23 protein-coding genes are annotated in these 25,686 nt (G+C 52.7%); 22 read left to right on the top strand and 1 reads right to left on the bottom strand.

All coding sequences use genetic code 11. The annotated features are described in order from the left end of the window. Positions 1-11: 11 nt before the first annotated feature. The 22 genes from hisC (at position 12) to fabF (ending at position 25,114) form a co-directional block, all read left to right on the top strand. Complete coding sequence (gene hisC, locus HFK74_RS30695) at positions 12-1,124, top strand: histidinol-phosphate transaminase (protein WP_180206815.1); 1,113 nt, start codon at positions 12-14, stop codon at positions 1,122-1,124. Positions 1,125-1,152: 28 nt separating this feature from the next. Continuing rightward, the gene (locus HFK74_RS30690; protein ID WP_218953887.1) at positions 1,153-3,360 is read left to right on the top strand and encodes a bifunctional prephenate dehydrogenase/3-phosphoshikimate 1-carboxyvinyltransferase; all 2,208 of its coding nucleotides are present in this window, start codon (positions 1,153-1,155) and stop codon (positions 3,358-3,360) included. After that, positions 3,357-4,046, top strand: coding sequence for a (d)CMP kinase (cmk, locus tag HFK74_RS30685; protein WP_180206813.1), 690 nt, complete (start codon positions 3,357-3,359; stop codon positions 4,044-4,046). Before HFK74_RS30690 ends, cmk begins: the two co-directional genes overlap by 4 nt. A gap of 119 nt (positions 4,047-4,165) precedes the next feature. Then, positions 4,166-5,860, top strand: a complete 1,695-nt coding sequence (rpsA, locus tag HFK74_RS30680) for a 30S ribosomal protein S1 (protein WP_180206812.1) — start codon at positions 4,166-4,168, stop codon at positions 5,858-5,860. Positions 5,861-6,075: 215 nt separating this feature from the next. Then, entirely contained in the window at positions 6,076-6,354 is a 279-nt protein-coding gene (locus HFK74_RS30675) for a hypothetical protein (RefSeq protein ID WP_180206811.1), read from the top strand. Between the two features lie 129 nt (positions 6,355-6,483). Next, positions 6,484-6,807 (top strand): integration host factor subunit beta, encoded by a 324-nt coding sequence (ihfB, locus tag HFK74_RS30670; RefSeq protein ID WP_180206810.1) that lies wholly within the window; start codon positions 6,484-6,486, stop codon positions 6,805-6,807. Continuing rightward, the gene (locus HFK74_RS30665) at positions 6,800-7,051 is read left to right on the top strand and encodes a DUF1049 domain-containing protein (RefSeq protein WP_368738185.1); all 252 of its coding nucleotides are present in this window, start codon (positions 6,800-6,802) and stop codon (positions 7,049-7,051) included. Before ihfB ends, HFK74_RS30665 begins: the two co-directional genes overlap by 8 nt. A gap of 403 nt (positions 7,052-7,454) precedes the next feature. Then, on the top strand, positions 7,455-8,513 hold the full coding sequence (locus HFK74_RS30660; protein WP_180206808.1) for an LPS O-antigen chain length determinant protein WzzB: 1,059 nt from the start codon (positions 7,455-7,457) through the stop codon (positions 8,511-8,513). A gap of 83 nt (positions 8,514-8,596) precedes the next feature. Next, entirely contained in the window at positions 8,597-9,847 is a 1,251-nt protein-coding gene (locus tag HFK74_RS30655; RefSeq protein ID WP_180206807.1) for an oligosaccharide flippase family protein, read from the top strand. A gap of 119 nt (positions 9,848-9,966) precedes the next feature. Beyond that, complete coding sequence (locus HFK74_RS30650) at positions 9,967-10,983, top strand: glycosyltransferase family 2 protein (protein ID WP_257230477.1); 1,017 nt, start codon at positions 9,967-9,969, stop codon at positions 10,981-10,983. A gap of 2 nt (positions 10,984-10,985) precedes the next feature. Further along, the gene (locus tag HFK74_RS30645; protein WP_180206806.1) at positions 10,986-11,999 is read left to right on the top strand and encodes an EpsG family protein; all 1,014 of its coding nucleotides are present in this window, start codon (positions 10,986-10,988) and stop codon (positions 11,997-11,999) included. An 86-nt stretch (positions 12,000-12,085) separates the two neighbouring features. After that, on the top strand, positions 12,086-13,297 hold the full coding sequence (locus tag HFK74_RS30640; protein WP_180206805.1) for a glycosyltransferase: 1,212 nt from the start codon (positions 12,086-12,088) through the stop codon (positions 13,295-13,297). Then, positions 13,290-14,324 carry a polysaccharide biosynthesis protein gene (locus HFK74_RS30635; RefSeq protein WP_180206804.1) on the top strand — a complete coding sequence of 345 codons (1,035 nt, stop codon included), beginning with the start codon at positions 13,290-13,292 and terminating at the stop codon, positions 14,322-14,324. Before HFK74_RS30640 ends, HFK74_RS30635 begins: the two co-directional genes overlap by 8 nt. A 2-nt stretch (positions 14,325-14,326) precedes the next feature. Continuing rightward, positions 14,327-15,445, top strand: a complete 1,119-nt coding sequence (locus HFK74_RS30630; RefSeq protein WP_180206803.1) for an NAD-dependent epimerase/dehydratase family protein — start codon at positions 14,327-14,329, stop codon at positions 15,443-15,445. A 459-nt stretch (positions 15,446-15,904) separates the two neighbouring features. Further along, entirely contained in the window at positions 15,905-17,035 is a 1,131-nt protein-coding gene (wecB, locus tag HFK74_RS30625; protein WP_180206802.1) for a non-hydrolyzing UDP-N-acetylglucosamine 2-epimerase, read from the top strand. 18 nt (positions 17,036-17,053) lie between these two features. Beyond that, positions 17,054-18,256: a glycosyltransferase family 4 protein gene (locus HFK74_RS30620; RefSeq protein ID WP_180206801.1), complete on the top strand. Its 1,203-nt coding sequence runs from the start codon at positions 17,054-17,056 to the stop codon at positions 18,254-18,256. Then, complete coding sequence (locus HFK74_RS30615; protein ID WP_180206800.1) at positions 18,253-19,191, top strand: NAD-dependent epimerase/dehydratase family protein; 939 nt, start codon at positions 18,253-18,255, stop codon at positions 19,189-19,191. Before HFK74_RS30620 ends, HFK74_RS30615 begins: the two co-directional genes overlap by 4 nt. Positions 19,192-19,217: 26 nt before the next feature. After that, on the top strand, positions 19,218-20,258 hold the full coding sequence (locus tag HFK74_RS30610; protein WP_257230476.1) for a glycosyltransferase family 4 protein: 1,041 nt from the start codon (positions 19,218-19,220) through the stop codon (positions 20,256-20,258). Positions 20,259-20,363: 105 nt separating this feature from the next. After that, a complete protein-coding gene (locus HFK74_RS30605; protein ID WP_180206799.1) occupies positions 20,364-22,358 on the top strand; it encodes a nucleoside-diphosphate sugar epimerase/dehydratase in 1,995 nt (664 codons plus the stop codon). Between the two features lie 112 nt (positions 22,359-22,470). After that, positions 22,471-22,806 (top strand): helix-hairpin-helix domain-containing protein, encoded by a 336-nt coding sequence (locus HFK74_RS30600; RefSeq protein ID WP_180206798.1) that lies wholly within the window; start codon positions 22,471-22,473, stop codon positions 22,804-22,806. Positions 22,807-23,013: 207 nt separating this feature from the next. Beyond that, positions 23,014-23,808: an SDR family oxidoreductase gene (locus HFK74_RS30595; RefSeq protein WP_180206797.1), complete on the top strand. Its 795-nt coding sequence runs from the start codon at positions 23,014-23,016 to the stop codon at positions 23,806-23,808. Positions 23,809-23,839: 31 nt separating this feature from the next. Further along, positions 23,840-25,114, top strand: coding sequence for a beta-ketoacyl-ACP synthase II (gene fabF, locus HFK74_RS30590; RefSeq protein WP_180206796.1), 1,275 nt, complete (start codon positions 23,840-23,842; stop codon positions 25,112-25,114). On the opposite strand, the gene HFK74_RS30585 is transcribed toward fabF, so the two are convergent. Beyond that, positions 25,095-25,667 (bottom strand): TetR/AcrR family transcriptional regulator, encoded by a 573-nt coding sequence (locus HFK74_RS30585; RefSeq protein WP_180206795.1) that lies wholly within the window; start codon positions 25,665-25,667, stop codon positions 25,095-25,097. The genes fabF and HFK74_RS30585 overlap by 20 nt on opposite strands. Between the last annotated feature and the right edge of the window lie 19 nt (positions 25,668-25,686).

The raw sequence follows: 25,686 nt of genomic DNA, 5'->3' as shown, positions 1-25,686 counted from the left end.
GGCGGTAGCAAATGAGTGGCAATTTCCTCGCTCTGGCACAGCCGGGCGTGCAACAACTTTCGCCTTACGTTCCGGGCAAGCCCGTGGACGAACTGGCACGTGAGCTGGATCTGGATCCATCCAGCATCGTCAAGCTGGCCAGCAACGAAAACCCGCTGGGCGCGAGCCCCAAGGCCCTGGCCGCCATCCGTGATGCCCTGGTCGAGCTGACCCGCTATCCGGACGGCAACGGTTTTGCGCTCAAGACCCTGCTGGCCGAACAGTGCCGCGTCGAGCTGAACCAGGTAACGCTGGGCAACGGCTCCAATGACATCCTTGAGCTGGTGGCGCGCGCCTACCTGGCACCTGGCCTGAATGCGGTGTTCAGCGAGCATGCGTTCGCGGTCTACCCGATCGTGACCCAGGCCGTCGGCGCCCAGGCCAAAGTGATCCCGGCCAAGGACTGGGGGCATGACCTGCCTGCGATGCTGGCGGCGATCGACGCCAATACCCGCGTCGTCTTCATCGCCAACCCGAACAACCCGACCGGGACCTGGTTCGATACCGAGGCGCTGGACGAATTCCTCCAGGACGTGCCGGAGCACGTGCTGGTGGTGCTGGACGAGGCCTACATCGAATACGCCGAAGGCAGCGACTTGCCGGACGGCCTGGACTTCCTGGCGGCCTACCCGAACCTGCTGGTGTCGCGCACCTTCTCCAAGGCCTACGGCCTGGCGGCATTGCGCGTCGGTTATGGCTTTTCCACCGCCGTGGTCGCCGATGTGCTGAACCGCGTGCGCCAACCATTCAACGTCAACAGCCTGGCCTTGGCCGCTGCGTGCGCTGCGCTGCAAGACGCCGAGTACCTGGCAGAAAGTCGCCGCTTGAACGAGTCGGGCATGCAGCAACTGGAAGCGGGTTTCCGTGATCTGGGGCTGAGCTGGATTCCTTCCAAAGGCAACTTCATCTGCGTTGATCTGGGTCGCGAAGCGGCTCCGGTGTTCCAGGGTTTGCTGCGCGAAGGCGTGATCGTGCGTCCGGTGGCCAACTACGGCATGCCGAACCATTTGCGCGTCACCATCGGCCTGCCGGCGGAAAACAGCCGCTTCCTCGAGGCGCTGACCAAGGTTATGGCTCGTGGTTGATGTCACTGTGCCTCAATCTGCTGAGCCTATGATCGGACGCCTGGTGGTGGTCGGTCTGGGGTTGATCGGCGGTTCGTTTGCCAAGGGTTTGCGCGAAAGTGGCGTGTGCCGCGAAGTGGTCGGGGTTGACCTCGACCCGCAGTCGCGCAAGCTGGCGGTTGAACTGGGTGTAGTGGACCGCTGCGAAGACGACCTGGCGGTCGCTTGCCAGGGCGCCGACGTGATCCAGCTGGCTGTGCCGATCCTCGCCATGGAAAAAATGCTTGGCCGGTTGGCCGGCATGGATCTGGGGCAAGCGATCCTGACCGACGTCGGCAGCGCCAAGGGCAATGTTGTACATGCGGCAAGCGAAGCTTTTGGCGGCATGCCGGCGCGTTTCGTGCCGGGGCATCCGATCGCCGGTTCCGAGCAGAGCGGAGTGGAAGCCTCCAATGCCGAACTGTTTCGTCGCCACAAAGTGATCCTCACACCGCTGGAACAGACCGATCCGCAAGCCTTGGCCGTGGTCGACCGCTTGTGGCGCGAACTGGGCGCCGATGTCGAGCACATGCAAGTCGAGCGGCACGACGAAGTGTTGGCCGCCACCAGTCATCTGCCGCACTTGCTGGCATTCGGCCTGGTCGACTCGCTGGCCAAGCGCAATGAAAATCTTGAGATCTTCCGTTACGCTGCGGGCGGTTTCCGCGATTTCACAAGAATCGCCGGGAGCGACCCGGTCATGTGGCATGACATCTTCCTCGCTAACCGCGACGCTGTCCTGCGCACACTCGATACATTTCGCAGCGACCTCGACGCCTTGCGCGACGCGGTCGATGCAGGGGATGGGCACCAATTGTTGGGCGTTTTCACGCGCGCCCGGGTTGCCCGCGAGCATTTCAGTAAAATCCTGGCCCGTCGGGCCTATGTGGACGCTATGAATTCCAACGATCTGATTTTCCTGGCTCAACCTGGTGGCCGCCTGTCCGGTCGGATTCGCGTACCAGGCGACAAGTCGATTTCCCACCGTTCGATCATGCTGGGCTCCCTGGCCGAAGGCGTCACCGAAGTCGAAGGTTTCCTCGAGGGCGAGGACGCCCTGGCGACCCTGCAGGCGTTCCGTGACATGGGCGTGGTCATCGAAGGCCCGCACCATGGTCGTGTGACCATTCACGGCGTCGGCCTGCATGGCCTCAAGCCGGCACCGGGCCCGATCTACCTGGGTAACTCCGGCACGTCGATGCGCCTGTTGTCCGGCCTGCTGGCCGCGCAAGACTTCGACAGCACCCTGACCGGCGACGCTTCGCTGTCCAAGCGCCCGATGAATCGCGTGGCCAACCCGCTGCGCGAGATGGGCGCCGTGATCGAGACCGCCGCTGAAGGCCGTCCACCGATGATCATTCGTGGTGGCAACAAGCTCAAGGGCCTGACCTACACCATGCCGATGGCCAGTGCCCAGGTTAAATCCTGCCTGCTGCTGGCGGGCCTGTACGCCGAAGGCAAGACCACCGTCACCGAGCCGGCACCGACTCGCGACCATACCGAGCGCATGCTGCGCGGCTTCGGCTACCCGGTCAGCGTCAACGGCGCCACCGCGTCGGTCGAATCCGGCAACAAGCTGACCGCGACCCACATCGAAGTGCCGGGCGACATCTCGTCGTCGGCGTTCTTCCTGGTGGCCGCATCGATCGCCGAAGGCTCGGAGCTGGTGCTCGAGCACGTCGGCATCAACCCGACCCGCACCGGTGTGATCGACATCCTGCGCCTGATGGGCGCTGACATCACCCTGGAAAACCAGCGTGAAGTCGGTGGCGAGCCGGTGGCTGACCTGCGCGTGCGTGCAGCTAAACTCAAGGGTATCGAGATTCCCGAGGCGCTGGTTCCGTTGGCGATCGACGAATTCCCGGTGCTGTTCGTGGCTGCCGCTTGTGCTGAAGGGCGCACCGTGCTGACCGGCGCCGAAGAGCTGCGGGTCAAGGAATCGGACCGTATCCAGGTCATGGCCGATGGCTTGCTGGCACTTGGCGTCAAGTGTGAGCCGACCCCGGATGGCATCATCATTGATGGCGGCTCGATCGGTGGTGGCGAAGTGCACGGTCACGGCGACCACCGGATTGCCATGGCCTTCAGCGTTGCCTCGCTGCGCGCCACCGCACCGATCCGCATCCATGACTGCGCCAACGTCGCCACGTCGTTCCCCAACTTCCTCGCGCTGTGTGCGCAGGTCGGTATCCGCGTTGCCCAAGAGGCCCAGTCGTGAAGAACAGTGCATCGGTCATCACCATCGATGGGCCAAGCGGTTCGGGCAAAGGCACGATCGCCGGGATCCTGGCCAATCGCCTGGGCTGGAACCTGCTGGATTCCGGTGCGTTGTACCGCCTGCTGGCCTTCGCCGCCCACAACCACGGCGTCGACCTGACCAATGAAGAGCTGCTGAAGAAACTCGCCGCTCATCTGGATGTGCAGTTCATCGCGGCGACCGAAGGTCAGCTGCAGCGCATCATCTTGGAAGGTGATGAAGTCAGCGATGTGATCCGTACCGAAAGCATCGGCTCGGGTGCCTCCCAGGTGGCTGCATTGCCCGCGGTACGCGAGGCGTTGCTGCAGCGCCAGCGCGCCTTCCGGGAAGCGCCGGGCCTGGTGGCTGACGGTCGCGACATGGGCACGGTGGTGTTTCCGGATGCGCCGCTGAAGATTTTCCTGACCGCCAGCGCCGAGGAGCGGGCACGTCGTCGATATTTGCAGTTGAAGGACAAGGTCGAGGATGTTAGTCTGTCGAGTCTGCTAGATGAGATACGTGCACGCGACGAGCGTGACACCCAGCGAGCGGTAGCCCCGCTCAAACCGGCGGCTGACGCCATACAGCTGGATTCCACGGAATTATCCATCGACCAGGTGCTGGAACGCATCATGAGCGAGATCGCCATTCGCGATATCGCCGGGTGACCAAGAAGGCCGCAGGGGACCAGTCATAGTCCTGTGGCGCTTCTTTTAAATGAAACTAACCCACACCGTCTGGGGTGTGGAGATGGGCGTATTCTTCGCCCTCATCAACAGGAATTAAAATGAGCGAAAGCTTTGCGGAACTCTTTGAAGAAAGCCTAAAAACCCTGAACCTTCAGGCAGGCTCCATCATCACCGGTGTTATCGTTGATATCGATTACCAAGCTCGCTGGGTAACCGTTCACGCTGGCCTGAAGTCCGAAGCACTGATCCCGCTGGAGCAGTTCTACAACGACGCTGGCGAACTGAACATCAACGTCGGTGACGAAGTTCACGTTGCTCTGGACTCGGTTGAAGACGGTTTCGGTGAAACCAAGCTGTCCCGTGAAAAAGCCAAGCGCGCTGAATGCTGGATCGTTCTGGAAGCAGCCTTCGCAGCCGAAGAAGTGGTCAAGGGCGTTATCAACGGTAAGGTTAAAGGCGGCTTCACTGTCGACGTTAACGGCATCCGTGCGTTCCTGCCAGGTTCTCTGGTTGACGTCCGTCCAGTGCGCGACACCACGCACCTGGAAGGCAAAGAGCTGGAATTCAAGGTCATCAAGCTGGACCAGAAGCGCAACAACGTTGTCGTTTCCCGTCGCAGCGTCCTGGAAGCCGAGAACTCCGCCGAGCGCGAAGCTCTGCTGGAATCCCTGCAGGAAGGCCAACAAGTCAAAGGTATCGTCAAGAACCTCACCGATTACGGCGCATTCGTCGATCTGGGTGGCGTCGATGGCCTGCTGCACATTACCGACATGGCTTGGAAGCGTATCAAGCATCCTTCCGAAATCGTCAACGTTGGCGACGAGATCGATGTCAAGGTTCTGAAGTACGATCGCGAGCGCAATCGTGTTTCCCTGGGCCTGAAGCAACTGGGCGAAGATCCATGGGTTGCTATCAAAGCCCGTTACCCAGAAAGCACTCGCGTTACCGCTCGTGTAACCAACCTGACCGACTACGGCTGCTTCGCTGAGCTGGAAGAAGGCGTTGAAGGCCTGGTACACGTTTCCGAAATGGACTGGACCAACAAGAACATCCACCCTTCGAAAGTCGTACAAGTCGGCGACGAAGTGGAAGTTATGGTTCTGGACATCGACGAAGAGCGTCGTCGTATCTCCCTGGGCATCAAGCAGTGCAAATCTAACCCATGGGAAGATTTCTCTGGCCAGTTCAACAAGGGCGATAAAATCTCCGGCACCATCAAGTCGATCACCGATTTCGGTATCTTCATTGGTCTGGACGGCGGCATCGACGGCCTGGTTCACCTGTCCGACATCTCCTGGAACGAAGTGGGCGAAGAAGCTGTTCGTCGTTTCAAGAAGGGCGACGAGCTGGACACCGTTATCCTGTCGGTTGACCCAGAGCGTGAGCGCATCTCCCTGGGTATCAAGCAACTGGAAAGCGATCCGTTCTCCGAGTACGTTCAAGAGAACGACAAAGGCGCAATCGTTAAGGGCATCGTGAAAGAAGTTGACGCTAAAGGCGCCATCATCACCCTGGCCGACGATATCGAAGCGACTCTGAAAGCCTCCGAAATCAGCCGTGACCGCGTTGAAGACGCGCGCAACGTTCTGAAAGAAGGCGAAGAAGTAGAAGCCAAGATCATCAGCGTTGATCGCAAGAGCCGCGTAATCCAGCTCTCGATCAAGTCGAAAGACGTTGAAGACGAGAAAGAAGCTATCCAGAGCCTGCGCGACAAGCCAGTAGCTGGTGACGCTCCAGTAGCCACCACCCTGGGTGACCTGCTGCGTGCTGCACAAGCGGAAAAACAGAACTAAGTTCTGACTTTCTGTAAAAAAGGGCGACTTCGGTCGCCCTTTTTTGTGCCTGGAATTTGACCCATGCCCAGCAGGCGCGTTCTTCTGCGCGCCAACCACGAAACATTCCCTCAGCAAAACTGTCTCTTTCTTTAGCAGGATCAATCGCTTATTTGCAGCTAGTCTTAGCTTGGGGTAAGCGACCGTCAGGCTGTCTGCCTGGCATAAGGATGCGAATGAAAAGGCTCGTTGTCGTGATGGCGGTGCTGGCATTGGCTGGTTGTACAACTAATGCAAGAACGCATGTCGTGCGTGGGGTCAGTGGTATCGAGATCGATTGCTCGGGGCTGGGGTCGGGGTGGGATAGGTGCCAAAAGCGCGCAGTTAAAGAATGCAATGGTTCAGGCTACAAGGTGGTGGCAAGGTCCGATGATGCCAAGGAAGAGGAGGATTATCTCTTCGGCTTCAATCCAGCGGGCTGTATCACGCGCACGATGCTGGTTATCTGCAGGTGAGTGGGTGGGTAGGGCATTGCAGTGCCTAAGGAGAAAAAGCAGGGTACAGCATGGGGCTGTTCAAATTTGTCAGGGCATGCTAAAACCTTTGAAGCGCTGATCTAGCTGCTTGAAAAAGAAGGGAAAATTATGACGAAGTCGGAGTTGATCGAACGAATTGTCACCCATCAAGGGCTGCTCTCATCCAAGGATGTGGAGCTGGCCATCAAGACCATGCTTGAGCAAATGTCCCAATGCCTGGCCACCGGCGATCGTATCGAGATCCGTGGGTTCGGCAGTTTTTCATTGCACTACCGTGCGCCACGGGTAGGGCGTAATCCGAAGACTGGTCAGTCGGTTAGCCTGGATGGCAAGTTTGTTCCGCATTTCAAGCCGGGGAAGGAGTTGCGGGATCGGGTGAATGAGGAGGAGGAAGAAGGCGGCAATGAGTATCAGGGAGGGAGGGGTGAATAAAATCAAGCGCCTACTGTTGGTATTTGTATTCCTTTTGCTGGCGGCGGCTGTCCTGTTATTTGTCCTGGAAAATCAGGAAGCGGTCGGCTTGGTTTTTTTGGGTTTCTCTCTGCCGCACTTCCCTGTTTCTGCTTTGCTGATTGCTGCCTTGTTAGTTGGGCTGTTTTTTGGGCCAGCTGTGAGTTTGCTGGTTGTCAAGCGTAGTCGCAGGAGAAATGGACTGAAATTGCGCGATATTAATTAGCGCACTCATTTTTTCCTTTACTGCACACTTTACGGTGATTGCTGTTAGAGGGTATTTGCTTCTTCACCCCCTCGCCCCTTTGTCTTGATTGTGATATGCGACAAGCGGAGTCTGTGTGGGTGAACTTCAGTGTGTAAGGCGAATCTTAAAGCTGGTTTTCCGATGCGTAAGTATCAGATATTCTAGGCGAAAATCGGTGGCCGGACGGCCGGTTGGCTCTGCTTCGATGCAGGAAAAGTCACCGAGCCGTTGTGGTTGTGTCAAGCCGTAACCGCTGTTACGTGCCTTCGCCCTCGACCGAGCTGCTACGCTTCTACTGTTGCCCGACATGGGTGACCAGGCTCTTGGTCGTTGAATTTCCGCCGCGAGCCCGGTGAGTTGCATTCAAGGAAAATTGAGAATAATGGTTAACGATCGAGACCGCTTGATTGAGAGCGACGAGATGGATTTAACAGACCTGTACAAAGGGCTGTGGAAGCAGAAAATTCTGATTGTGCTGTGCACGACCATTGGACTCCTGGCAGCTGCTGGCTACGCCTGGTACGTAACGCCGACCTACGAAACAACGTTTTATGTGCAGCCCCCGACACAAAATGATATTGCAAACCTCAATTATGGGCGGGGGGAAGGTACTGGCTTGCCGGTGCTAACGGTCAAGGATGTCTACGATGTCTACCTCAAGCATCTGCAGTCTGAGGCCTTGCGCAGGGATCTGTTTGAGAGTGTTTACCTGCCGGGTATTGCTGAGTCGCAGCGCATTGGTTCACAGAATGCGATGTTTGGTCGATTCGACAGGTCTTTGGCGGTTGCATTAACCAGCAAAGAAGATCTGACGCGCTTCTCTATCATCGCTACAGTTCCCAATCCCAATGATGCGGTGAAATGGGTGACGGCGTTTGCGGTGATGGCTGGCGATCATGCCAAACAGGAAGTGCTTGGTAACATCAAGAGCGATGCGACGATCAAAGCAAATAACCTTGAGCGAGAAATCGACAGGCAGCAATCAAGCTCACGTAAGGAGCGCGAAGACCATATTGTGCAACTCAAGGAGGCGTTGATTATCGCAAGGTCTATTGGCCTGGAGAAACCGCCAGTCATAAAGGGCGAGCTATCAGCGGAAGTGTCCGTCGGCATGGATGGCTCTCTGATGTATATGCGTGGTAGCAAAGCCCTCGAAGCGGAAATTGACAACCTGCAGAAGAGACAGTCGGACGATCCTTTCATTAGTCAGTTGCGTCAGAAACAGGAACGCTTAGCGTTTTACCGTACACTGGATATTGACCCTGCGAGTGTTACCGTTTTCCGTCAGGATGGCTTGGTAGAGTTGCCTGATCAACCCATCAAGCCGCGAAAACTCCTTATCTTGGTGTTGGGTTTGGTGGTGGGTTTTGGTTTTGGCGTTTTCCTGGCATTGGTCCGTTTTCTGCTTCCTGAAAAAACACTTTCTCAGAGCTCTCTTTAGGTGTGGGCGCTCTGACTGCTGTTGAAAGTCTCGGGCGCTGATCTAAAGATACATAGGTTCGTAAGCTTTATGTGAGGTGTTGTTTGAATCTGGCGCAGATCAATAAAATCTACAAGAATAATATCAAGGTTATTAGTAATTATTCCCATATGACTATCTTACAGGTAGTCAATTCGTTCTTTTACATACTTATTTATCCATTTGTTATTAACACAGTAGGGCTCGAAAATTACGGGCTTTATGTTTTTGCTACAAGTATTGCAGCGTACTTCATGGTGTTTATAAACTTTGGGTTTGATATGCATGCTGCAAAATTGATATCGCTTGATCAGAATGATCGAGAATTACATGCTTCGTTGATTTCCTCGGTCACGGTTGCGAAAGTACTGCTTGAGTTGTTTGCGATTGCAGTGTTTTTACTCTTGGTGATGAATATTCCGTTCATGAGGGGTAGTTGGTTACTGTTTTTATTGTGTTTTGCGAACACGCTTTCGTGCATATTCCTGCCTGTCTGGTATTTCCATGGCATGCAAAAAATGAAAATCCTGACAATTATTCAACTGTCTTTAAAGTTTTTATCGTTGCCTGCAATCTTTTTTCTTGTTGATGGTGTTGATGATATTGATGTTTATACATTTATTGTCGTTGTAACTAACGTGCTTTCAGCTGTAATCGCATTTGGCATGGCGGTCAAACTATCTGGCTCAGCGCTAAAGTGGCCTGCACTGGCTGAAGTAAGGGTGTTGTTGTTTGAAGTGCAACCTTTTTTCTGGTCCAGCGCTACAAATACCCTCAAACAGAAAAGTGTCGAGATCATAATAGGCTCATTGTTTGGTATGAAGGAAGTCGCGGTCTATGACTTGGCAAACAAAATATTTTCTGTTCCAAGTTTGCTGGCTTCAAATATTAACGCTGCACTTTTTCCTATGATGGTGAAAAAGGCGCAAAAAAACATCGTTAATAAAATAATAAAAATTGAAGTATTTATCGGGTTGCTCTGCATGTTGTCCGTCGCGGTTGGGGGGTATTGGGTTGTTAAATTAATATCGGTCCATGATATGCAAGAGGCGTATTATTTGTCGATGTTACTTAGTGTTAATATAATGACTTTTCTGATAGTTGGCAGTCACATTTATTTTATATTTGTCCCGCATCAGCGATACGACTTTGTGTTAAGGAATCAGCTGGTTTCGGTGGTTTCATTCTATTCTCTTTGTGCAATTTACTTATACTTCAGTTGGAGCATGTATTCTGTTGTGTTGGCATTGGTCAGCTCGGCTCTGTTAGAGATAGTTTATAGTTATTCGTTGGTCAATAAGGTAAAGAGCTATTAGCTTGATGGGATGAGGCGCTTCGGGCGATGGTTTAATTGTGTGTGTATTGGTGTTTTAGCCCGAAGTACCGAAGCATCGTTAACTGGCAGGTTGATCTTAAGGGTTGGGTGGAGTGCGTGATGGCAATGGAAAAATTTAGTGTCCCGGTTGTTTTGTTTCTCTTCAAACGCATAGACAAGCCTTTGGAGGTCCTTAAGCAAATTGCAAAAGTTGCCCCTGCAAAGCTGTATCTGTTGTCGGATGGCGGCAGGAACGAGGAAGAGAAGGTGCTCGTAGAGCGCTGCAGGCGCTCCATTGAAGATGCTATTACATGGGACTGCGAAGTAATTCGAAAGTATGAAGAAAAAAATATTGGGGTCTATTCAAATATCGCTGAAGGCGCCAAGTGGGTTTTTCAGCGCGAAGAATATGCCATTTTCCTGGAGGATGATAATCTTCCGGAATTGACGTTTTTCAAGTTTTGTGAAGATGTGCTGAATAAGTACAAGCATGATTCTCGAGTGCTGTGGGTGTGTGGAACTAATTACCTGAAGGAATATGCTCCGCAGGATAGTTCCAGTTACGTGTTTACCAAAAACATGATGCCATGCGGTTGGGCATCTTGGTCTGACAAATTTACAAAGTTGTATGATGGTGAGTTGGAACTTTGGCGCGATAATTACATAAAGAACAGAATAAAGGCCGATTACCAGTATAAAAGGCTCTTTTATCAGGATAAATACAATCTTGATTATGAGCTTGAGGCCAAAGAGAGCGTCGGTCGCTTTTATTCCTGGGACTACCAGATGAGTTTTACAATGCGTGTCCATAACGTATACGCGATTGTCCCAAGGTACAATCAGATCAAGAACATCGGTGTGGATAGTGATTCCACTCATGGCGGGAATACGTTGGAGGATGTCATGGTCGAAAGATTTTGCGGTCTGCCAACAAGGGCTATGGATTTTCCATTGAAGCATCCGAGCGCATTTCTGATCGATATCCCCTTTGAGATTGCGGTGGCTAAGATAATCCTTCATCCAAAGTTTTTTTCACCGAGGTCAATTGCGTCTCGTTTCATAAGGAAAATCCTGGGTGTAAAAAAGACTGAAAGCATCTCTTATTTCCTTAAGAGTAAGTTTTCGAGTGGTAGGTAGGTATGTCCAGAAGCAAGCTATTGTCGATTGCTCTAGCATTGCCGGTTTTGCTGGGGATGTGGATTCTGTATGGTTGGAACTCTTGGAACGGTGATAGGGCTGTCTACGAACTCTATTATGTGACGCGTGACACTCTTGCGAGTTGGGGGGGCGAGGTCGGGTATGGTTCGTTAAACGTAATCGCCAGTCAGTCGGGCTTGTCCTTTCAAAGCTTTCAGGTATTGATTTCGCTAGTCACGCTGTATTTGGTTTTCAGATATATGCTCAAGCGAGCAGTATCACCACTGGCTTCCTTGATTTTATATCTGATTTGTTTTTTTTCTCTAGATTTCGTACTCATGCGAAACTTTCTATCTTTTGCGATTCTTTTGCAGGGGATGAATACGCTGTTTGAGGCTAAGCCTTATTGTAGGGTGAAGTTTTTTTTGTTTGTATTGGTTGCGACTACGGTTCATCAATCGTCACTGATTTTTATGTTGTTTATGTTAATGCCGCTTAATAGAGTGGTGCCGCTGGGCAGGTTTTTAGTTGTTTACCTGGTGTTTGTTTTGTTTTATGTGTCGATGAGACTTGGTGTGCCTCTGCCGGCGAATGTGGCTGCTCATTTCAGTTATTATAATACGACGCTGAAAAGTTCATTCGCCAATGTGTTTGCTCACCTGGCCTCCATGGTGCTAATGACTTTTGTCGTGCTGGTGGAAAGGAGGTCGTTATGTCGGATTGAGTGCTCTTCAGGTCGCGATAAGGAGTTGGCATTTGTATTAAACTTAAACTTGTTTTCGTTGTTTTTCTTGGTGTTGTATTTTGAGTCGGAAATTTTTATCAGGCTATTCCGCACTATTTTATTTTTTAATATGCTCCATTGCTTGAATTCATTGTTCTTGCCTCGGCGCACTTATTCGTTGCTGGTTTTTTATATTTTCATTTTTTCTACTTATCTCATATTTTTCTTTCTTTTTCCCGTTGCTCAGTTCTCTGTTGTTCCACTGTTCAGGAATAATCTAATTTTGAATTGATGCTCTGGATAAGGTATAGTTGAGCGCTGTTTTTGTGGGAGGTGTGTGTTGTTGTGCCTTTCGGCTTTGGTTCAGATGAGGTCCTCATGAATATTTTGTTTCTAGGTGGGATTTTCAGTGAGGGCGATAAAGATAATATTTCCCAGAAGTCCAAGGGCGGTGTGCAGTATGCTGCAGATACGCTTCAGAAAAACTATATAACCGGTTTCTCTCAAAGTGGCTCCGTGAGCGCTGTTTCGGTAATAAACCTGCCTTTCATCGGTGCCTACCCGAAGCGTTACCAGGATCTGTTTTATCGGCCGGTGGCTGCTCGAGAGTCCCTGGAGCGAGCCACTGTCCTTAATGTCGGTTTTTTCAATTTGACCATTGTGAAGAATCTCCACAAGGTCATTCTGGCAGTCAAGTCGATCTTGAAGGAAATGAAGGGTAATCCAGATCAGCCCCAGGTTCTGGTTTGTTACTCCATGCATTTGCCATTTTTGTTGGCGTGTTATTTCGTGAAGCTAGTCAAGAAAGATACGCATCTTTGTGTCATCGTTCCCGACCTTCCGGAGTACATGGCGGTCAGGAAGGGAGTAACGAAGTTAGTTTTTCATATGCTTTCTCTTGTGTCCTATTCGATCGTGAGCAAGGCGGACAGCATTGTCGCAATTACCAGAGATATGTTGAATAAGTTCGATACCGGCATCAAAAAAGTCGTTATCGAAGGGATTGCGGATAAACGTTATATTTCCCTTTCCGAAACAGTGCAGCGCAAAAAATATTTCTTGTACACAGGCACGTTGGATCGTCGTTATGGAATAAGAAACCTGTTGGATTCTTATATAAGTTCCGGGATAGACGACTACGAATTGTTCATTTGCGGTGATGGTGATGATCGAACGTATGTCGAGGGGGTCGTCGCTGCGAATGCGAATGTCAAATATTTTGGGCAGCTAGATAGAGATTCGGTGCTCGCGCTGCAAAGAAATGCCGCGCTCTTGATCAATCCGCGGGATAATGACTCTGAATTCACAAGGTATTCCTTCCCGTCGAAAATAATAGAATACATGTCTTCTGGTGTGCCGGTGCTGATGTACAGGCTTGACGGTATACCAGAAGAATACTATGGTTTTTGTTACCTGATACCCCCGGGTGATGATGGTTTGAAACTGAAATTGTTAGAGCTTTCAAAGCTGTCTGATAGTGAATTTATTAGCAAGGGCGAGTCGGCCAAGAAATTCATTATTGAAAATAAGATGCCTGATATGCAGGTCGCTAAACTGTTAGATGCTATTAAAGGAAAAGATCATGTTTAAAGGCAAGAAGTTACTGATTACCGGTGGTACTGGTTCTTTTGGCAATGCAGTTCTTAAGCGCTTCCTCGACACCGATATTGCCGAAGTCCGTATCTTCAGCCGTGACGAGAAGAAGCAGGACGACATGCGCAAGCGCTATGGTAGTTCAAAGCTGAAGTTTTATATTGGCGACGTTCGTGATTACCAAAGTGTTCTTAATGCTACCCGTGGTGTGGATTACATCTTTCATGCTGCTGCATTGAAGCAAGTACCTTCCTGTGAGTTCCATCCCATGGAGGCTGTCAAGACTAACGTACTCGGGACCGAGAACCTTCTTGAAGCAGCAATCCAGAATGAAGTGAAGCGTGTCGTATGCCTGAGTACCGACAAGGCAGTTTACCCAATCAACGCGATGGGTATCTCCAAGGCCATGATGGAAAAAGTCATGGTGGCCAAGTCGCGCAACGTCGATGACACGAAAACGGTCATCTGTGGCACGCGTTATGGCAACGTCATGGCGTCACGTGGTTCTGTCATTCCGTTGTTTATCGAGCAAATCCGCGCTGGCAATGCTCTGACGCTGACTGATCCGAACATGACGCGTTTCATGATGACCCTGGCTGACGCGGTCGACTTGGTATTGTATGCCTTCAAACACGGTAATAACGGTGATCTGTTTGTGCAGAAAGCCCCAGCGGCTACCGTGGAAGTGTTGGCGAAAGCGCTGACCGACTTGGTTGGCAAGCCTGAGCATCCTATCCAGGTGATTGGTACTCGTCATGGCGAGAAGCTATATGAAGCTCTGCTTAGCCGTGAAGAAATGGCCTGTGCTGAAGATATGGGTGAGTATTTCCGTGTTCCACCGGATCTGCGCGACCTTAATTATGCGAAATTTGTAGAGCAGGGCGAAACCAAGATCTCGCGTACTGAAGACTACAATTCGCATAATACCGAGCGTCTGGACGTCGAGGGAATGCAGCAACTTCTGTTGAAGCTGGAGTTCATGCGCGCTATCCAGCGTGGCGAGCACGCAACACCTGAGGAATAAAAATGAAAGTTCTTATTACAGGTGCCAACGGATTTGTAGGGCAGAATCTTATTACGCACTTGGGCGAGCGCGCCGATGTGGAAGTTTTGCGGTTTACCCGCGATGACTCTCCGGCGAGCTTGCCTGCCTTGGTTGCGCAAGTGGATTTTGTTTTTCACCTGGCGGGTGTAAATCGTCCGCAGGATCCAAAGGAATTTCACACTGGCAATACAGATCTGACCCGCGCATTGTGCGAGGCGATCAGTGACAGTGGACGTCAGATTCCCGTCCTGTATACGTCCTCCAGTCAGGCAGAGCTGGACAATGCATATGGCACCAGCAAGCTTGGTGCCGAACAGGTATTGCTGGATCTCAAGTCGACGCACGGTTCGGCAGTGCACCTGTTCCGCTTACCTAACGTTTTTGGTAAGTGGGCTCGGCCGAACTACAATTCGGCAGTCGCGACTTTCTGCAACAATATAGCGCGCGACCTTCCAATCCAGATCAGCGATCCGAAGGCTCGTATCAATCTGGTCTACATCGATGACGTGGTCGCTCATTTCATCGCAGTCATGGATGGCAATTTGGCGGGGGAACCATTTGTCAGCGTCTCGCCTAAGTACAGCATTACTGTTGGCGAGTTGGCCGATCAGTTGATGGCTTTCCGCGACAGCCGCAAGTCGATGATCACCGAGCCTGTTGGCACTGGACTGGTAAGGGCGCTGTATTCCACTTATCTGAGTTATCTGCCGCCCGAGCGTTTCACTTACGAAGTTCCTAAGTATGGTGATCCACGCGGTGTATTCGTGGAGATGCTGAAAACTCGTGATTCCGGTCAGTTCTCTTTCTTTACTGCCCATCCGGGTATCACTCGAGGGGGGCATTACCATCACTCGAAGACAGAAAAATTTCTGGTGATCAAGGGAACAGCATGCTTCCGTTTCCGTCACGTGGTTTCCGGTGAGTTCTATGAGTTGATCACGACTGGAGAGAATCCAGAAATTGTCGAAACTGTGCCTGGTTGGACTCACGATATCACTAACTCTGGGGCCGAAGAGATGATCGTTATGCTATGGGCTAATGAGATTTTTGATCGTGAAGCGCCTGATACCTTCGCTCGAGCGGTCGGCACTGAAGCTTGATAGTTGAAAACAATGCCCGGTTTCCTTCCTGAAACCGGGTAGTGTTTCGTAGCTAAGACTGAGTAGTAGTCATGCTGTAGTGTTTGCGATGGCGAGTAGTATTTAGTGTGGCTTGCAGCGCTAATCCTCTGCTACGTTGATGGCTCAAGTCGGTTGACGATCGAACCCGGAATATCGGTGTACTTCAGGACTTTATTTGGTCGATATTTTCAAGTCATGCTCCAGGTGATATGAGCTAGATGAGTTCAAATGCATCTCGCGAAATTCAGCCTTTCACTGCCGATTCGGAGCTGATCATGCCGTGATCAGCTAAACTTCGATCGGGACAGGTCGCATGAGCCGCTCGTCGACTGGCTTTGCCGATTTGGTAGCGATCCTGCTGATGGATGGCGCCAGCGGCAGTTGCAGATTAGAATTGTCGATCGTTTTTATCACTTATTAAAATGTGACGTTTAAAAAATGAAAAAACTGAAAGTCGTAACCGTAGTGGGTACCCGCCCAGAAATCATTCGCCTTTCGCGCGTCATGGCCGCTCTGGACAGAGACTGTGACCACATTTTGGTGCACACGGGGCAGAATTACGACTACGAGCTGAACGAAATCTTCTTTCAGGATCTTGGCATCCGTAAGCCCGATCATTTTCTAAACGCGGCAGGTGCTACCGGTGCGGAAACCATCGGCAACGTGATCATCAGCGTCGATCGCGTGCTTGCCGAGGTGCAGCCTGAAGCGCTTCTGGTGCTCGGCGACACCAATAGTTGCATGGCCGTCATTCCGGCCAAGCGTCGAAAGATTCCGACCTTCCACATGGAAGCTGGAAACCGATGCTTTGATATGCGTGTCCCCGAAGAGATCAATCGACGCATTGTCGATCATACGGCAGATATTAACCTGACTTATAGTACGATCGCGCGTGACTACTTGCTGCGTGAAGGCCTGTCTCCAGATATGGTTGTCAAAACTGGCAGTCCGATGTTTGAAGTGCTCAGCTACTATCGTGAAGGTATTGACGGCTCTGACGTTCTTCAGCGATTGAATCTTGTACCCGGCGAGTTTTTCGTGGTCAGTGCGCACAGGGAAGAGAATATCGATTCCGACACCAACTTCCTTAAGTTGGTAGATGTGTTGAATGCTACTGCTGAAGCGTTCGGCCATCCAGTCATTGTTTCTACACATCCCCGGACACAAAAGCGTGTTGATGCAATGGGGATTAAGTTTCATCAGAATGTACGTCTGCTTAAACCGCTGGGTTTTAAAGACTATAACAAGTTGCAGCTTGAGTCTAAAGCGGTGCTTTCGGATAGCGGTACTATCAACGAAGAATCTTCGATTTTGAATTTTCCGGCATTGAATATTCGAGAAGCACATGAGCGTCCAGAAGGCATGGAAGAAGCAGCCGTCATGATGGTTGGTCTTGAGGTAGAGCGAGTCATGCAGGGCCTGCAGTTGTTGCAAGCGCAATCTCGCGGTGAGGAACGCACGTTGCGTCTGGTTCAGGATTACAGCATGCCGAATGTGTCGGATAAGGTGGTCAGAGTTATCCACAGCTATCGTGATTATGTTATGCGCGTAGTGTGGAAGAAATACTGATCGGGGTGGAAAGTATCGATGGGAAACGTTTTTGTTGTTTCGGAGTATGTTGATGCAGGGCAAAATTCTACCGGTTTTTTTTGGTCAAAAATTGTAAAGAAGATTGGGCGGGAGCTTGGAGGTGTAACCGTAATTTTTCCAGGCTCTAGTCCGCGCTCAAGAGTTTTTGAAGAAGCCACGGTGAAAGAAGTTGCATTCGCGTCTCCGAAATTCAACAAAAACAAGTTGTTGTTTCGTTTGATGGGCCAAGTTTGTTTGATGGTCGGGTTCTGTTGGCATATTTTGCGACACGTAAAAAAGGGTGATGTTCTGTTGAGTGGCACTAACCCTGCGTTGCTTCTCATGGTGCTCCCGCTTTTAAAGCTTATCAAAGGCTTTAAGTGGGGAGTGCTTGTTCATGACGTATTTCCTGAAAATCTGGTGCCAGCAGGGCTGATGAAGGTGTCCAGCCCTGTTTACTCGATTGTGAGTAGATTGTTTTCTGCTATTTATAACTCGGCGGATCTGTTGATTGTCATCGGCCGAGATATGAAGGAATTGGTGCGTCAGAAAGTCAAAGACGTTGAAAAGGTGGTTTTTGTCCCTAATTGGGCCGATGAAACAGAGGTCTTCCCGTTGCCTCGTCGCGAAGCACCGTTCATAAACGAATTGGGATGGCAGGATAAAGTTGTTTTTCAGTTTTTCGGCAATATCGGGCGGCTCCAGGGTATTGAAAATATTCTTGAATCCATAGCGCTTGTTGAGGACGATCGTGCCGCCTTCATATTTATTGGTGATGGTGCTCTGGTTTCGAAGGTAAATGATTTTGTAAATCACAATCCCGGCAGGAACGTGGCCTACGTAGGTTCCATGCCGCTCAAGGACAAAAATCAGGGCCTGGCAGCATGTGACGTGGCCTTGATAACCCTTGAGGAGGGAATGCTCGGGCTAGGTGTACCCAGCAAAGCTTATTTCTCTCTTGCCGCCGACAAGCCGCTCTTGGCTGTCATGGATGACAATGCTGAAATTTCAAGGGTCGTTCGGGAAGCGGCAGTAGGATGGCAATGCAAACCCGCAGATGCGCGCGCGTTGGCGGATCTGATAACAACTATTTGCGATATCGACCTTGCTAATTATAGCGGTCGCTCACTTGCTACTTTTCGTGAAGACTATTCAGAGGCGCTAGCGCTGGACAAGTTTTTTGCGAACGTTAATAACCTCATTCGGTCCAGCCAGGCATGAAAATCCTTCTTACAGGCGCAAATGGATTTGTAGGGCGAAGGTTGGCCCAGGTTCTTAGTTCCCCGCACGATCAGATAATCTGCTGTTCCAGAAAGGCTTCTGCGAATAACCCCAATACTGCCGTTTCTCCGTCCTTGAATGCCCAGGCGGATTGGCAGCCGCTATTGTCTGGTGTTGATGTGGTCGTTCACGTCGCTGGCAAAGCGCATAATTTGGCTGAGTCGAAGGCTGTTGCACTGCGTGGATTCAAGGAGATCAATGTCGATGGCACGCTACGGCTCGCCGAACAAGCAATTGCGGCCAATGTTAAGCGGTTTATTTTCATTAGCTCTATCGGTGTGAATGGGCGATCTACGGATGGCACGGCGTTTGATGAGTCTTCGCCGGAAGCTCCCCATGCAGATTATGCGCTATCAAAACTCGAAGCTGAACAACGGCTTCAAGCGTTAACCCAAGGCTCCTCTATGGAGCTTGTTATCATCAGGCCGCCTCTCGTCTACGCTGCTGACGCCCCGGGTAATTTTCAACGATTGCTAAAGGTGGTGTCTGCGGGCATGCCGCTCCCGTTTGCTCTGATAAAAAATCGGCGCAGTATGATTGCCCTGGATAATCTGGTTGATTTTATTCGGGTATGTATCAAGCACCCTGCGGCGGCTAATAACCTGTTTCTAGTGTCTGATGGTGAGGATTTATCGATAGGCGAAATAGTAACTTTGTTAGGGCGCGGGATGGAAAAACGCGTGCGACTGTTTGCTGTTTCGCCGCAAATCTTGTCGCTCGGCGCTGCGCTCTTGGGAAAGCGTGCCATGTACGAGCAACTTTGCCATTCACTAGTGATTAATTCGTCGAAGTCACGCTCTGCGCTGGGTTGGGTGCCTGTCGTATCTGCTCAACAGGCCCTGCTCGAGGCAGGTCGGAATTTCAAATCGCTCTAAGTCTTCGGTGTGTGGTGTTTTTAATAATGACAAATATGAATATTTTTACTGAGTACTTCTGGCTAATACTACCAATAGTAATTCTTCTATCCTTGGCTATGACTGGAGCTCTGCGGCGTTATGCCCTTAAGAACAGCCTGATCGACGTTCCGAATGTGCGTAGTTCGCACTCGATCCCTACTCCACGGGGAGGTGGGGTAGCTATCGTCATTTGCTTCCTGCTGGCAATGCCATTCCTGGCGTTGACCGGAATTGCCTCGTGGTCACAGGCGTTGGCGTTAATGGGGGCTGGAGCTTGGATTGCAATGGTCGGATTCCTTGATGACCATGGTCATATTGCTGCCCGGTGGCGGTTATTGGCGCACTTCATCGGAGCGGCTTGGGCGCTTTTTTGGCTAGACGGCCTGGCTCCGGTTAGCGTGTTTGGCGCAATCTTCGATCTTGGCTGGGTGGGGCATGTTCTTGCTGCTTTTTACCTGGTTTGGATGCTTAACCTTTACAACTTCATGGATGGCATTGACGGTATTGCTGGTGTCGAGGCGGTAACCGCTTGCATGGGGGCATGCCTAGTTTACTGGCTCACGGGTGCCGACGCGCTAGTATGGACGCCGTTGCTGCTTGCTGCCGCTGTCTTGGGGTTTCTTTGCTGGAATTTTCCACCAGCGCGGATTTTCATGGGCGACGCCGGTAGCGGGTTTTTAGGCATCATTCTGGGCGTTCTTTCGCTTCAGGCCGCCTGGAGCGATCCACAGTTGTTATGGGTCTGGTTGATCTTGCTGGGCGTGTTTATTATCGATTCCACGTTCACTCTATTTCGGCGCTTGCTGAGGGGAGACAAGGTTTACGAAGCTCATCGCAGCCACGCCTACCAATTTGCGTCGCGTCAGATGGGGCGCCATTTGCCCGTGACCCTGGCTGTCATGGTAATCAATCTGGTCTGGTTGCTTCCGATTGCGATAAGCGTGGCAGTTCTGGGGCTTGATGGTTTGCTAGGTTTGATTTTGGCTTATGCACCTCTTCTGTTGCTCGCCATCAAATTCCATGCTGGCGAGCTGGAAAAAGCATAATGGGATTTTTGACCGTATTCATGGTGTCGAACAGCTGTTCAAGTGTTTAAATGCTTGATATTCAGGGTTCACGGCTGGGAGCTTTCGGGAGTGCGAAATAAGGTTATGGATAATGTACGGGCGTATTTGCTTGGCTTGCCGCGTCGGCACAAGCGGACCTTGCAAGTCATCACAGATTTCCTGCTCGTCTGGCTAGCACTGTGGATGGCATTTGCTGTGCGCCTGGGTATTGACGAGATGAGCAATCCGTTTACCCAGCATTTCTGGTTGTTTTTGGCTGCCCCGGTTGTTGCTATCCCGCTTTTTATCCGGTTCGGAATGTACCGGGCCGTGATGCGTTATTTTGGGAACGATGCACTCATTGCTATCATCAAGGCTGTGAGCCTTTCATCGCTTATTCTCGGGGTTGTAGTTTACTGGTACAGCAACCATCAGAATGTGGTTCCCCGCTCGATCATTTTTAACTATTGGTGGTTGAGCCTCATTCTGGTCGGTGGCTTACGTTTGGGCATGCGCCAGTATTTTTTGGGTGACTGGTTTACCGCCGCTCAGCATGTTCCTTTCACCAACCGCGATGATGGGCTTCCTCGTGTTGCCATTTACGGCGCTGGAGCCGCTGGTAACCAACTGGTCGCTGCCTTGCGCATGGGGCGAGCGATGCGCCCGGTTGCCTTCATCGATGATGATGACAGTATCGCGAACCGGGTGATTTCTGGTTTGCAAGTGTACAAGCCAAAGCATATTCAACAAATGATCGAGGTGACTGGAGCTCAGGAAATCCTGCTGGCGATTCCATCGTCCAATCGAGGCCGTCGACGAGAAATCCTGGGTTTTTTGGAAGGGTTTCCTCTGCATGTTCGAAGCATACCCGGCTTCATGGACCTGGCCAGTGGCCGGGTCAAGGTTGACGATATTCAGGAAGTGGATATCGCCGACTTGCTGGGGCGCGATGCGGTACCGGCGCAAGGCGATTTGCTGGAACATTGCATTAAGGGGCAATCCGTACTCGTCACCGGTGCAGGTGGTTCTATTGGCTCTGAGCTTTGTCGGCAAATACTGTCATTGCACCCAACCACGCTGTTGCTGTTCGAACACAGCGAGTTTAATCTCTACAGCATTTTGTCGGAACTGGAACAACGAATCGCACGTGAGTCGTTGACGGTGCGCCTGTTGCCCATCCTGGGGTCCGTGCGCAATCAGGACAAGTTGCTGGACGTCATGAAAACCTGGCATGTAGATACTGTGTACCACGCCGCAGCCTACAAGCATGTCCCGATGGTGGAACACAATATCGCTGAAGGTGTGTTGAACAATGTGATTGGAACGTTGAATACTGCCCAGGCTGCTCTTCAGGCCGGAGTGTCGAACTTCGTGCTGATCTCCACGGACAAGGCAGTTCGTCCGACGAATGTGATGGGTAGTACCAAGCGTCTGGCTGAACTGACGTTGCAAGCCTTGAGTCGGGAAGTAGCGCCGGTGATGTTTGGCGACCAGACAAATGTCTCTCGAGTAAACAAGACCCGGTTTACCATGGTGCGATTCGGCAATGTGCTCGGGTCTTCCGGTTCGGTCATTCCTTTGTTTCATAAGCAGATCAAGGCGGGTGGACCAATTACGGTCACTCATCCGAAAATTACCCGATACTTTATGACCATACCGGAAGCCGCTCAATTAGTGATTCAGGCAGGCTCGATGGGGCAGGGCGGAGACGTGTTTGTTCTGGATATGGGTGAGCCTGTCAAAATTGTCGAGCTTGCAGAGAAAATGATTCATCTTTCCGGCTTGAGTGTGCGTTCGGAAAAGAATCATCATGGCGATATCTCCATTCAGTTCACCGGGTTGCGCCCAGGCGAAAAACTTTACGAAGAGTTGTTGATTGGCGATAACGTGGCAGCAACGCAACACCCGATGATCATGACTGCGAGTGAAGATTATCTGAGTTGGGACGTGCTAACGGCAAGGTTGAGTGAACTGTTATCGGCAGTTGAACGCGATGACTATTCTCAGGTGCGCCAACTCCTGCGCGACACCGTCAGCGGCTACACCCCCGACGGCGAAATCGTGGACTGGATTTACCAGCAACGTCGCCTCGAACCCTGATTGTCTCACATCTCGTAATAGACACATTTTTGACACCCTCCCCACATCGCCTAACTTGAGGAAGCAGCTGCGGAAAAGCTGCTTCCTCAACCGATGTCATGGAGCGTCATTTATGCGTATAGACTATTTCTATTCCCTGGTTTTTGCCCTGCTCACCAGTGTCTCTATCACCGCAAACGCAGCACCTGCGGCCAAGCCGGAGGCTTCCAAGGCACCGGTGGCGATGGAGGCTTCGGCGAGTGCGCAATCAGGCAAGGTGGATCTCAACAAGGCTGATGCGCCGACCTTGCAGCGTGAGTTGTCCGGTGTGGGGGAGGCCAAGGCCAAGGCGATTGTTACGTATCGTGAAACTAATGGTCCGTTTGCATCCGTCGAGGAGTTGCTTGAGGTGAAGGGGTTCGGCAAGGCCCTCCTGGATAAAAATCGCGAGAAGCTTCAGGTGAACTAAGCTTGTAAGTCAGCCTTGGAGGCCGGTCACTGACCGGCCTTTTTGCATTCTGGCGGATGCTATCTGCGCATGCCTTTCGTCGCGAATGAAAAAATTACGACTATCATATGCTAATTAAATTATGCCTATAATAAATACGGTTTCCGTCGAAGCGCGCTGAGAACCTGGCGCTTATCCATTCCTCTGGCATCTCCCAGGAGCAACGTCATGACTTCCACCCAGTCCCAAGGTACCGCCCTCGTAACCGGCGCCTCTTCCGGCATCGGCGCAATCTACGCGCAACGCTTGGCGGCGCGTGGTTTTGATTTGTTGTTGGTGGCCCGTGATCAAGGTCGGCTTGAAGCGGCGGCGAGCGCGTTGCGCGATGCCCATGGTGTTCAGGTCGAGGTGCTCAAGGCGGATTTGACGCAAAAGGATGACGTGCTGAAGCTTGAGCAACGTCTGCGCAGCGATTCGAGTATCAGCCTGTTACTGAACAATGCCGGGGTGGCGGCAGATGGGTTGTTGGCCAACGCCGATCTGGACCAGATGGAGCGCATGATTCAGTTGAACATCACGGCGGTCACGCGCTTGGCGTCGGCTGCGGCCGCGAGTTTTGCCAAGGCAGGGCGGGGCACGATCATCAACATTGCATCGGTGGTGGCGTTGTTTCCCGAGCGCTTCAATGCGACGTACAGCGCGAGCAAGGCTTATGTGTTGAGCCTGACCCAGTCGTTAAACGCCGAACTCGACGGCACCGGGGTCAAGGTCCAGGCTGTGTTGCCAGGGGTAACACGCACTGAGATCTGGGAGCGCTCGGGTATCGATGCTTCGCAGATTCCGGAGGAGATGGTGATGGAGGCGGGGGAGATGGTCGATGCGGCACTGGCTGGGCTGGATCAGGGTGAGTTGGTGACCATTCCTTCATTGCCGGATGCTGGCGACTGGGATGCATTTGTGGCGGCGCGTCTTGTTTTGGCGCCTAACCTTTCCAAAAGCAAAGCGGCTGCGCGTTACAAATGACGCGCGCGAACCGGTATGAGGTGGTTGCGGTATGAGTGATCGTCGAGTGGTAGTGACAGGCATGGGGCTGGTGTCTCCGCTGGGCAGCGGCGTCGAGGCGGTCTGGGCGCGCTTGTTGGCCGGGCGCTCCGGGTTGCGCAACTTGCCGGACGAGGTGGTGGCCGATCTGCCGGCCAAGGTCGGCGGGGCGGTGCCAGCGCTGGCGGAGGATCCGGAAGCGGGATTTGATCCGGATCGGGCAACAGCGCCCAAGGAACAGAAAAAGATGGACCGGTTCATCCTGTTTGCCATGGAGGCGGCCCGGCAGGCCATCGAGCAGGCGGGTTGGCAGGCGCAAACAGCGGATGCCCAGGAGCGTACGGCAACCATCATCGGTTCCGGTGTTGGTGGTTTCGGGGCGATTGCCGATGCGGTACGCACTACGGACAGCCGTGGGCCGCGGCGTTTGTCGCCGTTCACCATCCCTTCGTTCCTGGTCAACCTGGCGGCGGGGCATGTGTCGATCCAGCATGGCTTCAAGGGCCCGCTGGGCGCGCCGGTCACGGCCTGTGCGGCTGGCGTCCAGGCCATCGGCGATGCGGTGCGCTTGATTCGTAGCGGCGAGGCGGATGTTGCGGTGTGTGGGGGCGCGGAGGCAGCGATCGATCGGGTCAGTCTTGCCGGTTTTGCCGCGGCGCGTGCCTTGTCCAGCGCGTTCAACGACACCCCGGAGCGCGCCTCGCGACCGTTCGATCGCGATCGCGACGGCTTTGTCATGGGCGAAGGAGCTGGCCTGCTGGTGGTCGAATCCTTGGAACATGCCTTGGCCCGAGGCGCTAAGCCTCTGGCCGAAGTGGTCGGTTATGGCACCAGCGCCGACGCCTATCACCTGACTGCGGGGCCTGAAGATGGCAGCGGCGCACGCCGGGCCATGTCATTGGCATTGGCGCAGGCGGGGATTTCGCCGCAGCAAGTGCAGCATCTGAATGCCCACGCCACCTCGACGCCAGTGGGCGATCTGGGGGAGTTGGCGGCCATCAAGGCATTGTTCGGTTCGCAAAATGGCATTGCAGTGACCTCGACCAAATCGGCCACCGGGCATTTGCTCGGTGCCGCTGGCGGGATCGAAGCCATCTTCACGCTGCTGGCGATCCGCGACCAGATCGTGCCGGCGACCCTCAATCTCGATAACCCGGACCCGGCCAGCGAGGGTGTGGACATTGTCCACGGCCACGCACGGCCCATGGCGATCGAGTACGCGCTGTCCAACGGTTTCGGGTTTGGCGGGGTCAATGCCAGCGTGCTGTTCAAGCGCTGGGTTGGCTAGTCCCGGACTGATTGAGGTAGGTGCGGGTCACTTCGAGGATCTCGGCGGCCAGCTCGGGGTTCTCGACGCTGCGCGAAAGCAGTAGGGCGCCGATCAGTGTGGACATGATGACGATGCTGCGGTGCTCGACGTTTTCGCCCTCGAGGGTGCCCTGGATCTGGCGCAGTCGTGCATGGAGTACCACGTCGGAAGTCGGGCTCGGCTTGCCGCGCATGCCGAGTTCCGAGGACATGGTCGGCAGTGGGCAGCCTTCGTGGGGCGAAGTCTGGTGCCATTCAGACAGGTAGGCATTGATGAATGCCTCCAGCGGGCGGTCCTGGGCGAACAGCTCGGCGCAGGTGACGTCCACTTGATCCCCGGCGGCCTGCAGCGCTTTTTCCACCAACTCGTCCTTGGACTTGAAGTGTGAATAAAAGCCTCCGTGGGTCAAGCCCAGCGCTTTCATGAGCGGTTGCAGGCCGGTCGCGCCGATGCCGTCACGGCGAAAGCGCACGGAAGCTTCCTTGATGATGCGTTGGTGGGTCTGGGCTTTATGGTCCTGCGAGTAACGCATCTGATATCTCCACATCAAT

Origin of the sequence: Pseudomonas sp. SbOxS1, assembly GCF_013416725.1 — a bacterium.
Classification (GTDB): Bacteria; Pseudomonadota; Gammaproteobacteria; order Pseudomonadales; family Pseudomonadaceae; genus Aquipseudomonas.
The sequence above is the reverse complement of the archived record's forward strand: the minus strand, read 5'-3'. Positions and strand labels throughout refer to the sequence as shown.

Excerpts from the sequence above, each read along its gene's own strand:
- hisC (WP_180206815.1), top strand. The coding sequence starts at position 12 with ATGAGTGGCAATTTCCTCGCTCTGGCACAGCCGGGCGTGCAACAACTT.
- HFK74_RS30690 (WP_218953887.1), top strand. The coding sequence starts at position 1,153 with ATGATCGGACGCCTGGTGGTGGTCGGTCTGGGGTTGATCGGCGGTTCG.
- rpsA (WP_180206812.1), top strand. The coding sequence starts at position 4,166 with ATGAGCGAAAGCTTTGCGGAACTCTTTGAAGAAAGCCTAAAAACCCTG.
- HFK74_RS30675 (WP_180206811.1), top strand. The coding sequence starts at position 6,076 with ATGAAAAGGCTCGTTGTCGTGATGGCGGTGCTGGCATTGGCTGGTTGT.
- ihfB (WP_180206810.1), top strand. The coding sequence starts at position 6,484 with ATGACGAAGTCGGAGTTGATCGAACGAATTGTCACCCATCAAGGGCTG.
- HFK74_RS30660 (WP_180206808.1), top strand. The coding sequence starts at position 7,455 with ATGGTTAACGATCGAGACCGCTTGATTGAGAGCGACGAGATGGATTTA.
- HFK74_RS30650 (WP_257230477.1), top strand. The coding sequence starts at position 9,967 with ATGGCAATGGAAAAATTTAGTGTCCCGGTTGTTTTGTTTCTCTTCAAA.
- HFK74_RS30645 (WP_180206806.1), top strand. The coding sequence starts at position 10,986 with ATGTCCAGAAGCAAGCTATTGTCGATTGCTCTAGCATTGCCGGTTTTG.
- HFK74_RS30640 (WP_180206805.1), top strand. The coding sequence starts at position 12,086 with ATGAATATTTTGTTTCTAGGTGGGATTTTCAGTGAGGGCGATAAAGAT.
- HFK74_RS30635 (WP_180206804.1), top strand. The coding sequence starts at position 13,290 with ATGTTTAAAGGCAAGAAGTTACTGATTACCGGTGGTACTGGTTCTTTT.
- HFK74_RS30630 (WP_180206803.1), top strand. The coding sequence starts at position 14,327 with ATGAAAGTTCTTATTACAGGTGCCAACGGATTTGTAGGGCAGAATCTT.
- wecB (WP_180206802.1), top strand. The coding sequence starts at position 15,905 with ATGAAAAAACTGAAAGTCGTAACCGTAGTGGGTACCCGCCCAGAAATC.
- HFK74_RS30620 (WP_180206801.1), top strand. The coding sequence starts at position 17,054 with ATGGGAAACGTTTTTGTTGTTTCGGAGTATGTTGATGCAGGGCAAAAT.
- HFK74_RS30615 (WP_180206800.1), top strand. The coding sequence starts at position 18,253 with ATGAAAATCCTTCTTACAGGCGCAAATGGATTTGTAGGGCGAAGGTTG.
- HFK74_RS30610 (WP_257230476.1), top strand. The coding sequence starts at position 19,218 with ATGACAAATATGAATATTTTTACTGAGTACTTCTGGCTAATACTACCA.
- HFK74_RS30605 (WP_180206799.1), top strand. The coding sequence starts at position 20,364 with ATGGATAATGTACGGGCGTATTTGCTTGGCTTGCCGCGTCGGCACAAG.
- HFK74_RS30600 (WP_180206798.1), top strand. The coding sequence starts at position 22,471 with ATGCGTATAGACTATTTCTATTCCCTGGTTTTTGCCCTGCTCACCAGT.
- HFK74_RS30595 (WP_180206797.1), top strand. The coding sequence starts at position 23,014 with ATGACTTCCACCCAGTCCCAAGGTACCGCCCTCGTAACCGGCGCCTCT.
- fabF (WP_180206796.1), top strand. The coding sequence starts at position 23,840 with ATGAGTGATCGTCGAGTGGTAGTGACAGGCATGGGGCTGGTGTCTCCG.
- HFK74_RS30585 (WP_180206795.1), bottom strand. The coding sequence starts at position 25,667 with ATGCGTTACTCGCAGGACCATAAAGCCCAGACCCACCAACGCATCATC.